This window comes from Pleomorphovibrio marinus (assembly GCF_003347495.1).
GTDB classification, from domain to species: domain Bacteria; phylum Bacteroidota; class Bacteroidia; order Cytophagales; family Cyclobacteriaceae; genus Pleomorphovibrio; species Pleomorphovibrio marinus.
Map to the genome: position 1 here is coordinate 843,634 of NZ_QCXY01000001.1, position 15,054 is coordinate 858,687.

Below are 15,054 nucleotides of genomic sequence, written 5' to 3' on the forward strand. Positions count from 1 at the left end.
CATTAACCATTAAAAAAATTACATTCCATCACGCTTAAATCAAAAAAATAAGAGCACCTTGATATTCCCCTTTCAATGTATACTTTTATCCAGAATTGTTTCTCCCATTACCACATTCGCAGATGAACCGAATTACTCCTAAAGGAATACTCCTTCTATTGACCTTAGTGGCCCAATGGGGAGCGAACCAAGCAGAAGATATTGACCAGTTCTCCACCTTTCCCTTTCCCAGTGGACTTACGGGTTCCCCAAGCGGAGATGTTTTGGCCTGGGCAATGGCCGAAGAGGGGAAAAGGAACATTTATATGGCCAAAGCCCCTGAATTTTCACCCCTTAGGCTGACTTCCTTTGAAGATGATGATGGACAAGAAATTTCTAGTCTTCAATTTACTCCGGATGGGGACTGGCTGGTATTTGTAAGAGGGGGTGAGGATGGGGGAAGAAATGCCTCCAATCCCGTAAACCCATGTAAAAGCCGCTGGGGAATATCTTCAAAAGCTGCCTCAGGTAAATAGAGACAAAATAGGCATTTATGGGGGTTCATATGGAGGGTACCTTGCTGCCATGGCACTGGCCAAAGACTCTAAGCTATTTGCCGTAGGAGTGGATATACACGGGGTGCATAACATGGATGGAAGGATTCCGGTTTCACCAAATTTCGAAAGAGCTAAGGACGAAGATCAGGCCAGGGAATTGGCATGGCTTTCCTCTCCCGTTGCCCATTTGGAGGGATTAATATCCCCTATTTTGCTTATCCACGCAACAGATGATAGAAATGTGGACTTCAGCCAAAGCCTGGACTTTGCGAGAAGGCTTCAGAAAGGGGGAATCCCTTTTGAGCAATTGGTCATACCTGACGATACCCACCACTGGATGAAATTTTCCAATCTATTGAAAGTCCATCAGGCCACGGTGGAGTTTTTGGAACGCCACCTGAAGTAAGAAAAAGAGTGGTGAAGCCATCAGCTTCACCACTCCATAACCAAATGGAAGGCCATCCCTTCTCTAATACAGTTTACCCATTTTCTCCAATATGGAAGGAAAACAATCAGGCAAAAACCAACTCTGGCTTTGCTTCTCCCTTAATAATGGCCTCAAAAGCACCTTTCTCCAATAACTCCTCTATACTCTGGATCACATAATCGGGTTGATAGGCAAAGTCTTCCAAATCCCCTATATCGGTGGAACCGGTCAGGGTCAGCACTGTTTTGAAGCCCATCTGAACGCCACCAAGAATATCCGTCTCCATGGTATCCCCCAACATGATGGTTTGGAAAGACCTGGTGCCTAGTTCTGCCTTCGCCAACCTCATCATCACGGGACTGGGTTTACCTGCACTAAAGGCCTTCCGCTCGGTGGCCAATTCAATCATGGATACAAAGGCTCCGCACCCGGAACGTATGGTCCCATTGCTACTGGGACAATAGGGGTCCAAGTTGGTGGCGATCAGCTTAGCACCCCTCATGACCATGTTTATCGCTTTATCGACTGATTCTAGTAATATAGTCCTCCCTTCTCCGATCACCACGTAGTCCGGGTCATCGTCCACAATGGAGTAGCCGTTTTGATGAAGGGCTGTAAGAAGACCGCCTTCCCCGATCACAAAGGCAGTACCATTGGGTTTCTGTGAAGCCAGGTACCGGGCCGTAGCAATGGCACAAGTGAATATATGTTTTTCCTGCACATGGATACCCATGCGGTGAAGTTTCGCTACCACATCCCTGCAGTTCCTTTGGCTGTTGTTTGTCAAAAACAGGAATGGGTAATCCTCCCGGATCAGTTTTTCAATGAATTCCTTCGCCCCCGGGATCAGCTCACCTCCTCGGTAAATGACCCCGTCCATATCGATCAAAAATCCTGTGTCTTTTTTCATTGTCATAGTGGTTAATGTTTTCAATTTCAAATTTACTAAAAACATATCAAAATCAAGTGATTATCGATTTTAATTTAATAGATTCTATCTATCATTAATGAATAATCAATAAAATATAAATTTTATTGATAATTAAGTAATATCAATTTTGCTTAATGGAATGTTAGCAAGATTAGCCAACAGTCTAACAATAACCTGAAAACCAGCCCCCAATTATTAATTAACACAGGCAACAAACCCTAAGCCAGCCTACAGCTTATCCGCAGGATATTCCTCCAGTAAATGCCGCTTGAAATCTCGTAGGCGATAGTTGAAATTGATCCATAACACAAACCCATGCAGGGCACGGACTTCCCCGGTCTGCGTCGACTGAATGCGCAGGTGGTAACCAGGGGATATGGTCGCGGTTCTTCTTTGGGCTCCCAACAAAAAAAACACCCGGTGCTCTATAGGAATATCCACCCTACCCGGGCCAGCAGAGAATAAGGTCTCATTTACCAAACTAAGGGATAGGTTGGATTTGATGGCCTCCATTTGGCCGAAATTATAGCGTATGCTGCTATTGAACCGGTAGCGCTGTATAAAACCATAGCCCTCCGTCAAGGCAAACTCATCATGGTTGGCACGGAAGCGGGCATCATAGCGGAATCGGAAACTTACCCCATATTGCCCACTGCTGGGCAACCGAAAAATCACCTGCCCCCAGGGCCTTCGTTCCGGTCGGATCAGTCTGCCTTCCGAAAATGGAGTGGTAAGATAGAGTCCTGCGTATCCAAAGGTATAATTGAACGTTTCGTCCTTGGTATGGTAGGTGACCCCACCTCGCCCGATCCAAAACAACTCCGGCACATAATGGGTGTCCATCCATAACGACCAGCGATTCCCAATTTGTCCGGAAGTCATCAGTCCCCACCAACTTTCGGTTCGCAACTGGGCCTGCGCCTCTGCCCTGCCAGGGCAAAAGAAGCCTAGACTAACTAGCACCAAAAGAAAAAACCTAGCCATCCCGAAAGTTACTAAATTCATGTTATGTTACCCCAAATATCAAAAACACCTTGACCTAAGCAGTACCAAAAAAAGCCCTAAAACCTTCCATAGCCAATTAAATTGTACTTAATCTTCCAAACACCACAGGATAGGACTGCTTATAGCAAGAACCATTGAAAAAAATCCTATAATTAGTTACATTTAAAGGTTCATGAAAAAAGGTATATTCATAGGTGGAGCCGCGTTAATTGGGCTGTTTTTCCTGTTCTGGGGAATGTGGGGGGCTCAGTTGTTTCAGGATCCCATCAGTTACAACCAGCATATCAGGCCCATCGTCAATAACAAGTGTATCGCCTGCCATGGAGGTGTAAAGCAGTCGGGTGGGTTCAGCCTGCTCTTTGAAGAGGAAGCCAAGGCACCCACCGAATCTGGAAAACCAGCCATTATCCCCGGCAAGGCCAAGGACAGTGAAATGGTGAGTCGGCTTACCCATCATGACGCCGAACTCCGAATGCCCTATGGGCGGGAACCCCTGAGTGAAGATGAAATAGAACTGATCACCAAATGGATAGACCAAGGGGCAAAATGGGAAGAACACTGGGCCTATTCGCCTCCAAAAAAGGACATACCCGTGCCAAAGCTTTCTGCTGACTGGGAACCCAAAAATCAACTGGACCACTTTATTTTTACCCAACTAGAAGCCATGGGGCTGCCCCAGAGTCCTGAGGCAGAAAAAGAAGTGCTGTTGCGAAGGCTTTATCTGGACCTTGTGGGATTGCCTCCTACTTTGGAGGACTATGAACGGTTTAGTAAGTCAGCCATGGAAACTGCCTATGAAGAGGAAGTGGACAGGTTGTTAGATTTGCCTCAGTTTGGGGAAAAATGGGCTTCCTTTTGGCTGGATCTGGCCAGATATGCCGACTCCAAGGGATATGAAAAGGACCTGCACCGCAGCATCTGGAAATACAGGGACTGGGTGATCGATGCCTTCAATGCAGATATGGGATTTGATGCGTTCACCATTGCGCAATTGGCGGGTGATCTACTGCCTAATCCCAGTGAAGCGGATTTAATCGCCACTGCCTTTCACCGCAACACCATGGCCAACGATGAGGGGGGAACCAATGACGAGGAGTTCAGGGTAGCTGCGGTAATGGAAAGGGTAGGTACCACCTATGAGGTGTGGCAGAGCACCACCATGGCCTGCGTGCAATGCCACAGCCATCCCTATGACCCTATCCGACACGAGGATTTCTTCCGCTCCATGGCCATCTTCAACAATACTGCGGATAAGGACTTGTACAATGAACAGCCCAAATTGCTCACCTACGAGGATGAGGACAAGGAAAAAGTACGTAATGCCCTTACCTGGATAAACCGCCAGGTAAACTCTGATCACCAATTGGAAAACATTGAAAATTCCTTCCTTCACCAACAAAAGGAAAAGCTGCTGTATCAGGTGGGCTACAGGAAGGTAGAGGCCGAGGAGTTTCAGGACAAAAGCAGGTTTATCGAATTAGTGGGGCATGACCAAAAATCCATTTGGCAGGTACAAGACAGTTCTTGGGTCATGTATGAAAACGTGGAACTTACGGATATTTCCTCCATCAGCCTGGGTTATGCCTCCCTGACCGGCGCTAAAGTAGAGATACGTTTAGATGAGCCCTTGGGAGAAAAAATAGGGGAAGGCACTTTTGGCATCACTGCCAAGAATTTTCCGGCCAATCGCCCTCAAAATTGGGAGGGATTAACCATCCCCGTGAAAAAAGTAACAGGGCATCGGGATGTTTATCTCTATTTCCAAAAAGACAAAACCTTTGCCCAAGACCTGGTACGGGTGGACTGGCTATTTTTCCACCTTGATGATGCCCCCTATAAAAAGCTATCCTCGGATATTCAGGACGCTATTGAGGACCTTTATGAAATAGAGGCCGTTCATACTCCTATTTTCCAAGAATTAGAGGGAGAAAAGCAAAGGCAGTCCTTTGTGTTTGCCAGGGGAGACTGGAGAAGTCCCGATGAGGAAGTGGAGCCAGGCCTTCCTGCTATTTTAGGGGACTTGGCGGACTCCGTGCCTCCACGGCTGGCCTTTGCTCATTGGCTGGTGCACCCCAACAACCCACTCACCGCTAGAGTAATGGTGAATAGAATCTGGGAACAGATTTTCGGTTTTGGTCTTATTGAAACCATGGAGGATTTTGGTAGCCAGGGCTTTGAACCCACTCATCCGGAGTTATTGGACTGGCTGGCCATACGCTTTATCCACACGCACAACTGGTCCATGAAAAGCCTGATCAAGGAGATCTTGATGTCTGCTACCTATAGACAATCCTCCCATGTGACTGACGAAGCCCTGGAAAAAGACCCGTATAACAAATACCTCTCCAGGGGTTCCAGGACAAGGCTCCCTTCAGAGACTTTGAGGGACAAGGCTTTAGCCATAAGCGGTCTTTTAGTGCCTGAAAGGGGCGGCCCCAGCGTAATGCCCTACCAGCCCGAAGGGTTGAGGGACTTCAGCGGGGTGTTTTGGCACCAAAGTGAGGGAAAGGACAAATACCGTAGGGCCATCTATACCTATTGGAAACGTACAAACCCCTATCCTTCCATGGCCACCTTTGACAACCCCTCCAGGGAGGTATGCACTTCCAGGCGCATCAGGACCAATACTCCGCTCCAATCCCTGGTTTTGCTCAACGATCCTGCGTATATTGAAATGGCAGAGGCCTTTGCCAGCAAAATTCACCGTGAACACCCCGAGGATATTGAAAAGGGAATTGCCACTCATTTGCAGTTGATCACTGCAGTGCCACCCGCAAAGGAAAAGGTGAAGGTGTTAACCTCGCTGTACCAAGAGGCCCTGGATGACTATCAAACTCAGGAACTGGCAGAGGAAGAAGCCCGGCATCTGGCACTCACCCTGGTCTGCAATGCCATGTTTAATTTAGACGAATTCATTAACCGAAGATAATCCCATGGACTTACTGCAAGAAGCCTTATACCGAAAGGCGGCCTATAACAGCCGCAGACATTTCTTGAAACAGTGCAGTTCAGGTATGGGAGCCATGGCCCTGGGTATGCTAATGGGCTGTGACAAGCTGCTTCCCCAAACCTCAAGGCCTAGCAAAAACGCCTTCAATGGACTCTCCCATTTTGCACCTAAGGCCAAACAGGTAATTTTTTTACATATGGCCGGTGGCCCATCTCACCTGGAGCTCTTTGACTTCAAACCGGAATTGAAAAAACTCGATGGGCAGCATACTCCCAAGTCCCTGATGGAGGGCAAGGAGTTTGCCTTTCTCAAAGGCACCCCAAAGCTTCTGGGGCCTCAGGCCAGCTTTGCGCAACACGGCGGTTCTGGGGCTTTTGTCTCTGACTATATGCCAGAATTTGCCAAAATGGTGGATGAGGTGAGTTTTTTGAAAGCCATGCATACCGATGAGTTTAACCATGCCCCTGCCCAGCTCCTTATGCATACGGGCAGTGCCAGGCTTGGCAAGCCCAGCATGGGAAGCTGGACCGTATATGGCTTGGGTTCCGAAAACCAAAACCTCCCCGGCTTCGTGGTGCTGACCTCCGGGGGTGGGGGTTCCATCAGTGCCGGGAAAAGTGCCTGGGGAAGCGGCTTCCTGCCTACCATTCACCAGGGAGTGCATTGCAGGTCCAAAGGAGACCCTGTCCTATTTCTCTCCAATCCCGGATATATGGACAGTAGGCTGAGAAAAAAATCCATCGATGCCATCAATGAGATCAACCGGCTAGAACACGAACAAGTAGGCGACCCGGAAATCCTTTCCAGAATTTCCCAATACGAATTGGCATTTCGCATGCAAAGTGCGGTACCCGAGGTAATGGACATCAGCAATGAACCTGCCTATATCCATGACATGTACGGCACTGAGCCCGGAGAGGGTTCCTTTGCCAACAATTGCCTACTGGCCAGAAGGCTGGTGGAACAGGGGGTGCGCTTTATACAGCTTTTTGACAACCGCTGGGATACCCATGGCGTGGGTGCCGGAAATGGAGTAGGCGAAGGCATGAGAAGATCCTGTAAGGCAATAGACCAACCCATAGCGGCACTATTACAAGACTTGAAGCAGCGGGGTCTATTGGAAGAGACCCTGGTGGTTTGGGGGGGAGAATTTGGCCGGACACCCATGATGGAAGCCAGGACCGGAGAAGGGTTTGATGGCAGGGATCACCATTTGGAGGCATTCACCATGTGGATGGCAGGTGCCGGTGTGAAGAAGGGCTATGTATATGGGGAGACCGATGAAATCGGCTATTATGGCACCTCGGGCCGTACCCACGTGCATGATTTGCAGGCCACCATCCTGCACCAACTAGGATTCGACCACGAACGGTTAACGTATGAATTTCAGGGTAGGAATTTCCGGCTTACCGATGTACATGGCAGGGTGATTCATGAGGTGTTGGGGTGATGGCATTCTTCTGATTGATCAAAATATAACATTAGGTATTTACATATCGCCAACCAGTAATTGTGAAAATACGTTGTATTTATTGAAGTTAATGTCTAATTTAGATCTATGGGCTTGATAAAAACTTTACTTAGTATTCCAAGAAGGAAGAAAGAAACTGATTATGATAAAATCAAGGTTACTTCCAATGGTACTTTCTACATGGAAAGTAAAGATTTGTTTGGCAATAAAGAAGAAGCACTGGAATTACTTAAAAAATTAGAAGAGGCAGTTAATGTTTACAAGGAAAGACAGGTCAAAATAAAAGACAAATAAATGCCTCGCTTAGATTTGCTTCTGTTTCCTCTACTTGGTGGGTATTTATTTTTAATTAGCTTCAAGATAACTAAGTTTTACCATCAAAGGATAGAAAGGCAGAGATTGATTTTTAATGCACTAATAGCAGCAATTTTTTTAACAATTTTGGCTTTAGCTTTTGATAGATTGATTTTACAAATACCTTATATTCAACCAATTAGAAATTGGTTTATAAGTTTAAATCCTTATACAACTTTGCCTGGATTAAACTTTTCCTTGCTGATTTTTTTTCTTGCTCTTCCACTTGCTTGGGGACTAAATATTTTATTGCCCAATAAAGCCTCAATGCTTTATGTAGTAGAAAGGTGGGGCAATCAAATTGAGTTATTGTTCTGGAAATCATTAAATGCAAAAAAAGATTCAGAAAAACTATTGATGCTTACGACAAAGTCCAACAAAGTTTACATAGCATACATCAATAGAATATCTGATCCCATTGGTGATCCATTTGTTACACTAATACCAAATCTTAGTGGTTTCAGAGAAAAAAATACCCTCGAATTGATCATTACAACAAATTATATTGAAGTTCTTAAACATTTTATAGATGAAAACAAGGTTCAACTAATTGATGAAAAGTTAGGAGTTACGATTCCCATTGCCGAAATATCTATGGTTTCAAAATTTGATTTTGATATTTTTAAAGGGTATTTTAACAAAAGTGAACCTAATTCATCAGTCTGATTGAAATTAAATAAACCCAAAATTATGAACCACAGAAGAAACTTCCTGAAAAAATCTCTACTTGGCACCGCCGGCATCAGCATAGGTGCCATGGGGTTCAGTGCCAAGTCCTACGCTAATATCATGGGGGCCAATGACCGCCTACGGGTGGCCATATGCGGAGTAAATGGAAGAGGAAAAAACCACATCAGTGGATTCACCTCACTGGAGGATGTGGAAATAGCCTGTCTGGTGGAACCCGATAAGGATGTACTTGCTGCCCGAATCGCCGACCTCAAGGACAAAGGCGGGGTACATAGCCGTGCCAAGGGGGAAGCGGATGTGCGAAGGGTTTTGGAAGACAAAAACATAGACGCCATCAGCGTAGCCACACCCAATCACTGGCACTCCCTTATGGTGATCTGGGCGGCTCAAGCGGGGAAACACTGCTATGTGGAAAAACCCGCCAGCCACGACGTGTACGAGGGCAGGGTGGCACTGGCCGCCGCAGAAAAATACGGAGTCGTCATCCAACACGGGGCACAGCGCCGCAGCAGTGACAACTGGGCCGGACAAATCAGTGACATACGATCCGGAAAATACGGTAAACTGCTGGTATCCCACGGCTTTGCCTGCAAACCCCGGGAAGGCATTGGCTTTAAACCCAATACCTCCCCTCCCAAAAATCTGGACTGGAACCTCTGGAAAGGGCCGGCAGTCATCGATCAATTCAATGAAAATTTGGTCCATTATAACTGGCATTGGAACTGGCTGGTGGGCAATGGGGAGCTCAATAACCAGGGAACCCACCAACTGGACGTGGCCTATTGGGCATTGGACCCCGAGGTGGCCAATACCCATCCGAAAAGGGTTATGGCCATCGGAGGTCGCTTTGTCTGGGACGATCAGGGAGAAACTCCAAATACCATGTTTGCGGTGGCAGAATTCGCCAATGGGCAACAGGTGTTCTTCAATGTGAGAAATGTAAACCACGAAGGATACGAACACCAGGTGACCAACCATTTCTATTTTGAGGACGGGGGAAAGCTTATCGACGGGGAATACCATTCGCACAATGGCAGTCAACCCAGGGATGTAAAGGTTGAGCAGGTGAAGATCACCCCGGGAGGGCCTTATGGGAGTTTTGTGGCGGCATGCAAGGCCAATGACCCCATGATGGCCAATGGCAATATGTATGATGCCCATTTTAGCTGCACCTTGGGACACTTGATGAACATATCCTACCGCTTAGGGGAAAAGGTACCTTTCAATGGCAAGGCGGGACGCTTCGGTGACAATCAACTGGCCTATGAAGAGTTTATGAAAATCCATGAAATCGCCAGGGACGGTATGGGCGTGCCCGTAAACCAAGAAAATTACATCGTAGGGCCTTGGCTGGAGTTTGATGGTGAAACGGAGCTGTTTGTTGGGGAGCATTCCCGTGAAGCAAACAGGTTGCTCTTTGACCCCCGCAACCCGGGTTACGATATCCCCTCCCCACAGTCGGTGTAAGACTATTGGTTAATAATTGAGATGATTCGAAATCTAGTGGTATTATCATTCCTTTTTCTAATGGTGAACCAAGGGGTAAAAGGACAACAAATTGACATCGATTTTCCAGGTGGGAATATCATTGTCGATCAGCCTGGTAGCACAAGCACGCTTTATTATACCCTAGATGCAGATACCGTTGGCATAAGACCTGACTTGAGGGACACCAGTGAAGAATGGTTTTATTGGATGTTCAGAGTAAATGGAATGGAAGGAAAGAGGGTGTACTTCCAATTTCCTAAACGTCAGGTAGGCACTATGGGTCCAGCGATCAGTATGGACGGGGGGCAATCTTGGTCTTGGCAAGAGGAAAAAATCGGAGAGGGGAAGGATTACTTTGTTTATGGTTTCGACAATAGTGGAAAAGAAGTCTGCTTCAGTGTGGGATACCCGTACTTGGAAAAGGATTTTACACAATTTATACAAAACTATATCGATCATCCCCAATTATCCCTTTCCACCTTGACCAAATCCGAGAAAGGAAGAAGTGCGGAGTTATTGGAAATCAAAGCTAAGGAAGCAACTTCCAAAGCCAAGGTAGTCATTGCCGCCCGTCATCATGCCAATGAGGCCATGGTGAGCTTTGTATTGGAAGGTTTTATCCGATCCATGCTTGAAGATAATGAGCCGGCCATGGCATGGTTAAGACAACATGTGGACTTTCTCATCCTGCCTTTTATGGACAAGGACGGCGTGCAGGATGGGGATCAAGGGAAACTCAGGAAGCCCTGGGACCACGATGTGGATTATGCTGAAAACCCTATTTACCAGAGCACCCAAGCCTTGAAAAACACCATGCTAAATTGGGGGGAAGGGAAAATCACTACAGTATTTGATCTCCATTGTCCATGGCTTTTTGGCGAGTGGAACGAGCACATCTATTTTGTGGGAGATGAAGATCCAGCTATTGCCCAAGAACAGCAGCGGTTTATTTCCATTCTCAATGAGCATCAAAGCGGTGAACTGGTCTTGGATGCGGAAAAGGCATGGTTACCTTATGGTGAGGGATGGAACGTGTGGGAAGAGGACGGAAATTTACAGGTGCCATTTTTGGACTGGGCGAAAACCCTCACAGGGGTCAAGCTTACCAGCATTCTTGAATTCCCCTTTGCCAACCATGGAAAGCAAGTCATCCACCCTGAGAATGCCCGGCAATTTGGGCGGGACATGGCTAGGGCCTTGGGAATCTACTTAAAAATTGAATCATCGAAATAGAATGATTATTTGGAACGCAGATCACACGGATCTAGCAGATTAACTCAGATTATTTTTTATTGGCTAAAACCCTTCTGCGTGCATCTGCAGTATCTGTGGGAGATAATCTCCTGAAGCAAAAGGAACGCTGATGAAACGGATCTGGCGGATTGCCGCTGATTGCTTTTTGACTGACTAGAAACCCTTCTGCGTGCATTTGCACAATTTGGGAGATCAATGTGCCTGTTCTCACGTTAAAAATTTACTTTCCAAAACAAGGATAAATCAACTAAACTTTTTATATTAAGGGATTAGTTGAATAACATGAAGTATTTTACCTTTTTCCTTATATCTCTACTAATCAGTGCCTGTGGAGATCCATCTGATAGTGAGACCACCGAGGTTAGCCTGAAAAAAGCGGGAACCTTGGAGCTTCCATTGGATGATAGAACTTCATATAAGACCCTCCACTTATCCTACCATGTGGATAGTTTCTCAACTGATAAGATTCCCTATTTGGTGTTTTTGGAAAATAATGTGCCTATCATTCATTTTTTTGATCTAGAAAATAGAATACTCTCCTTTTCTGTTCCTCTTAAGGAGGAAGGCCCTGAGAGTGTGGGAAGGCCCAGTGGATTAAAAGTTTTAAATTTGGATTCAATTTTTGTGGTTTCAGGCTCTGATAGAAAAATTTCTATTATAAACCACAGGGGTAGCCTTCTTTATTCTTGTAGCCTTATCAAAGACGGACGGTTACCTGGCTCACATTCTGGCATGCCGGCTTCCTATACCATTAATCCGCTTAATGTTTATGGAGACAAATTAATCCTAAATGTAGCCCCTGACAGAAGCCCATGGATTCCCGAATATTATGAGGCACCTAGTATGATAACATTTGATGTGGAAACTTGCACAATTGACTACTTTAATAATTATCCTAATGCCATGAGGGGAAAGGTTTGGGGGTCTAGGGGAATGAGTTATTCCACAACCAGAAATAACAAAGATCAACTGGTTAGTTCCTTTTCATCAGACCATTTTGTCCAGGTGATGGAATTGTCTGATTTTTCTCAAAATGAATACCTGGCAAAGAGCAATTATTTCGATGAATTGGAACCCCACGAAAACCCCGGGGTAGATACCGATAGGGAATATGTATTCACTACTCCTAGTTACGGTGCTATTATTTTTGATCCTTATCGTTCTGTTTATTATAGATTGGCTCGGCATGGGGTATCAGAATTCAATCAGGAACTAGAGTTCCACGATCAAAGCTTTTCCATCATCATTCTGGATCAGGACTTTAACACTTTGGGAGAGACTTTATTCCCAGGGGAGCGGTATGTTTCCAGCCAATACTTTCTCACCGAAGAAGGGCTTTACCTTTCCACCAACAACGACAGCAACCCAGAGCTAAGGGAAGATATTTTGTCCTTCGACCTTTTTACCGTGGAGGGGCTATAGACGGAATGGGAATAGAAAACCCCAGACTAACTCTTTTTGAAAAACACAAAAGGGAAAGTCGATTGTAAGGATTAAGGGGAACGATGCTGATATCTTGAACTGAGCTAAAATCCTTCTGCGTTCATCTGCGGTATCACCGGGAGATCATTTAAGGGAACAAAAGGAACGCTGATGGCACGGATCCGGCGGATTAACGCTAATTATTTTTTATTGGCTAAAAACCCTTCTGCGTGCATCTGCAATATCTGCGGGGGATTATTTCCGGAAGCAAAAGGAACGCTGATAATACGGATCTGGCGGATTGACGCTGATTATTTTTTATTGGCTAAACATCCCTCTGCGATATCTGCGGGAGATTATATCCGGAAGCAAATGGAACGCTGATGACGTGGATTAAGCGGATTGACGCTGTTTTTTATGACTGACTAGAAACCATTCAGCATGCATCTGCAATATCTGCGGGAGATAATCTTAGGAAAGGAAAGGAATGCTGGTTTAAGGGATAGTTGTGGATCTATTTAGGAAATAATAATAACATCAGTGATCATCCGCACAATCAGCGTCATCGGCGTTCCAAAAGACGTTTTGCACCTTACTTACTGAATCCTTAGATTCTTTACTTTGTACAAAATGCTTACATTGACAGTGTAAATTAGTTTACGTTGACAATGTAAACTTTTTGGTTTGCAAGTTAAAACCGGTATATTTCTTACCAGTAATGCTTATAATGGTAGTTAAGGAAAACATTAAGGCAGCATTTGAGTCGCAACTTCCAATGCTGTACAAAAATTCTGGATTTTTGAGAAAATGAATTATATCGTAGATTCTAACGCCTCACTTTTAAGTGGAATCGAGATGGATAGAAGGATCTAACCAAAGGGAATTTCACCTATGACCTATTATATTTCTTCCTCTAAGATCTTCGCATTACTGCTCTACTTTGCGATTTCCTGTACCCCTTCTACCGATAAGTCCCCCGAATCAATCACCCCTCCGGAGTTCAAGAAAACAGACAGCCTTACCATTCATCATAAAGGTGACTTGCAACTGTTGAACTGGACGCAAGGCATGGAATACTTTGTCCTTTATGAATCCGAAGAAAAAAGGGTACTTCTGGCAGATAGGCAGGGGGAAATCCTTCAAAAAAAAAGTCTAAGCAATACAGATACAGCAGGTTCGCTTCCCAGTAAGTTTTATTCCATTCATTTTTTGGACGAAAACCAATTGTTGATGGTTGGTGCCACACACCTCTACTGGTTGAACGATTCTCTGCAAGGGATAAAGGAAAAGGATATTCCTATCAACCAATTCTCGCTCTACTTCAACCCCGGGCATTTAAACCTCCTCCACCAAAATCACCTCTTCACCTTTGGCTATCCAAAGCATGTGATGGATTGGCAGAAAGATGCCCCGGACTTTTATTCCAGATACCCTTTTCTTTGGGTGTATGACATGGAGGAAGATGACTTTGTTGCTCAGGCAGAATTGCCCTTTACCATCAAGCAAAGGCAAGCACAGGGGCACTTTTTGGACATAGCCCCATATGCACAAATTCAAGAAGACAAACTTTACCTGCTATTTCCCCACAGCCCGTATATCTTCAGTTACTCCTTTCCTGCGCTAGAGTTGGAGGATAGTTTAAAGCTGGAGCCGGGGAAGGATTTCACAGCCTGGGAACCAATTCCTAAGGATGAGCTTGCTCCTGGACTTGCCTATGAGCGCATGATCACCTCTTCTGCCTGGATAGGCTTTCATATTTCCGGGGATAGGATATTAGCTAGCTACCGCATGGCAGCCAGCCAAAATGCCTATTATTCCTACCTTCATGACCCTTCCCCGGAAGGATTTAAAGAATTTATAGGAACGCACAAAGGTGCGTTATCCTTGATATATGAAAAGGACGAAAAAAGATGGGAGGGGAAATTAGACCCTATCTTTGAGTTTCGGAATGGTCTTATCATCCGAAGGGAAAAGGCCAAAATGCAACCAACCACGACTTTTTACTTTCTTTCTCTGGCCACATTCACCGAATAAGGGTGTCAATTCTTTATAAAGTCTAATGACGAGGGAAACTTCTTGCAAAATCATTATTATGTCACTTAGGCAGGTAAGATGGTGGAACTGGAGAGTGGCAATTTGTTCTACTCCTCAGGTACGCATAAGTTTGAAGTTACCTACCAAAAGAACAGAATCGGCAACAATCTTCCCACGGAAATGACCCCTTTTTCGATGCTGAATTGGAATCAGACCGAGCAAGAATAGTCACGATTTTTCGCCATATTTGATCCGGATGACTCGCCTGAACTGTGGGAAAAAAGGAGGCAATTTCTGACAAATCCGCCTGTCCACAGGTATAATAACACTTAGTGTTGATGGAAATGATATAATTTTATCCAAAATTTAGATAATGAAACTCGGTTCTTCTTCAAGTAATTTTATTTTAAATTGAAAAATATACTTTACTTATTACCAACCTTCTTTTCAAGGCCATCATCCAAAACTCACCCGGCATCGTATTTCTCCTCA

The 15,054-nt window shown here is 45.2% G+C and carries 12 protein-coding genes; 10 read left to right on the top strand and 2 right to left on the bottom strand.

Annotation, left to right across the window (positions count from 1 at the left end):
• Positions 1-122: 122 nt before the first annotated feature.
• Both DB520_RS03495 and DB520_RS03500 read left to right on the top strand, forming a co-directional pair.
• Complete coding sequence (locus DB520_RS03495) at positions 123-515, top strand: TolB-like translocation protein (protein WP_114748237.1); 393 nt, start codon at positions 123-125, stop codon at positions 513-515.
• Positions 516-528: 13 nt separating this feature from the next.
• Entirely contained in the window at positions 529-942 is a 414-nt protein-coding gene (locus tag DB520_RS03500) for an alpha/beta hydrolase family protein (RefSeq protein ID WP_232834865.1), read from the top strand.
• Positions 943-1,048: 106 nt separating this feature from the next.
• Here DB520_RS03500 and DB520_RS03505 read toward each other — a convergent pair whose 3' ends face one another.
• Together DB520_RS03505 and DB520_RS03510 are read right to left on the bottom strand one after the other, a co-directional pair.
• A complete protein-coding gene (locus DB520_RS03505) occupies positions 1,049-1,873 on the bottom strand; it encodes an HAD-IIA family hydrolase (protein WP_114748239.1) in 825 nt (274 codons plus the stop codon).
• A gap of 249 nt (positions 1,874-2,122) precedes the next feature.
• Entirely contained in the window at positions 2,123-2,899 is a 777-nt protein-coding gene (locus DB520_RS03510; RefSeq protein WP_232834818.1) for a DUF2490 domain-containing protein, read from the bottom strand.
• Between the two features lie 172 nt (positions 2,900-3,071).
• Between DB520_RS03510 and DB520_RS03515 the strand changes: the two genes are divergently transcribed.
• From DB520_RS03515 to DB520_RS03550, 8 genes are all read left to right on the top strand, one after another.
• On the top strand, positions 3,072-5,828 hold the full coding sequence (locus tag DB520_RS03515; protein ID WP_114748241.1) for a DUF1553 domain-containing protein: 2,757 nt from the start codon (positions 3,072-3,074) through the stop codon (positions 5,826-5,828).
• A gap of 4 nt (positions 5,829-5,832) precedes the next feature.
• On the top strand, positions 5,833-7,299 hold the full coding sequence (locus DB520_RS03520) for a DUF1501 domain-containing protein (RefSeq protein ID WP_114748242.1): 1,467 nt from the start codon (positions 5,833-5,835) through the stop codon (positions 7,297-7,299).
• Positions 7,300-7,407: 108 nt separating this feature from the next.
• A complete protein-coding gene (locus DB520_RS03525; protein ID WP_114748243.1) occupies positions 7,408-7,614 on the top strand; it encodes a hypothetical protein in 207 nt (68 codons plus the stop codon).
• Entirely contained in the window at positions 7,615-8,340 is a 726-nt protein-coding gene (locus DB520_RS03530; RefSeq protein ID WP_114748244.1) for a hypothetical protein, read from the top strand.
• Between the two features lie 24 nt (positions 8,341-8,364).
• Positions 8,365-9,831 (top strand): Gfo/Idh/MocA family protein, encoded by a 1,467-nt coding sequence (locus DB520_RS03535; RefSeq protein ID WP_114748773.1) that lies wholly within the window; start codon positions 8,365-8,367, stop codon positions 9,829-9,831.
• Positions 9,832-9,852: 21 nt separating this feature from the next.
• The gene (locus DB520_RS03540; RefSeq protein ID WP_114748245.1) at positions 9,853-11,085 is read left to right on the top strand and encodes a M14 family zinc carboxypeptidase; all 1,233 of its coding nucleotides are present in this window, start codon (positions 9,853-9,855) and stop codon (positions 11,083-11,085) included.
• A gap of 303 nt (positions 11,086-11,388) precedes the next feature.
• On the top strand, positions 11,389-12,528 hold the full coding sequence (locus tag DB520_RS03545) for a DUF4221 family protein (protein ID WP_114748246.1): 1,140 nt from the start codon (positions 11,389-11,391) through the stop codon (positions 12,526-12,528).
• 891 nt (positions 12,529-13,419) lie between these two features.
• On the top strand, positions 13,420-14,562 hold the full coding sequence (locus DB520_RS03550) for a hypothetical protein (RefSeq protein ID WP_114748247.1): 1,143 nt from the start codon (positions 13,420-13,422) through the stop codon (positions 14,560-14,562).
• The last annotated feature ends 492 nt before the right edge of the window (positions 14,563-15,054 follow it).

What these genes read in the sequence shown, in the direction of transcription:
- DB520_RS03495 (WP_114748237.1), top strand. Translation starts at nt 123, where the DNA reads ATGAACCGAATTACTCCTAAAGGAATACTCCTTCTATTGACCTTAGTG.
- DB520_RS03505 (WP_114748239.1), bottom strand. Translation starts at nt 1,873, where the DNA reads ATGAAAAAAGACACAGGATTTTTGATCGATATGGACGGGGTCATTTAC.
- DB520_RS03510 (WP_232834818.1), bottom strand. Translation starts at nt 2,899, where the DNA reads ATGAATTTAGTAACTTTCGGGATGGCTAGGTTTTTTCTTTTGGTGCTA.
- DB520_RS03515 (WP_114748241.1), top strand. Translation starts at nt 3,072, where the DNA reads ATGAAAAAAGGTATATTCATAGGTGGAGCCGCGTTAATTGGGCTGTTT.
- DB520_RS03520 (WP_114748242.1), top strand. Translation starts at nt 5,833, where the DNA reads ATGGACTTACTGCAAGAAGCCTTATACCGAAAGGCGGCCTATAACAGC.
- DB520_RS03525 (WP_114748243.1), top strand. Translation starts at nt 7,408, where the DNA reads ATGGGCTTGATAAAAACTTTACTTAGTATTCCAAGAAGGAAGAAAGAA.
- DB520_RS03530 (WP_114748244.1), top strand. Translation starts at nt 7,615, where the DNA reads ATGCCTCGCTTAGATTTGCTTCTGTTTCCTCTACTTGGTGGGTATTTA.
- DB520_RS03535 (WP_114748773.1), top strand. Translation starts at nt 8,365, where the DNA reads ATGAACCACAGAAGAAACTTCCTGAAAAAATCTCTACTTGGCACCGCC.
- DB520_RS03540 (WP_114748245.1), top strand. Translation starts at nt 9,853, where the DNA reads ATGATTCGAAATCTAGTGGTATTATCATTCCTTTTTCTAATGGTGAAC.
- DB520_RS03545 (WP_114748246.1), top strand. Translation starts at nt 11,389, where the DNA reads ATGAAGTATTTTACCTTTTTCCTTATATCTCTACTAATCAGTGCCTGT.
- DB520_RS03550 (WP_114748247.1), top strand. Translation starts at nt 13,420, where the DNA reads ATGACCTATTATATTTCTTCCTCTAAGATCTTCGCATTACTGCTCTAC.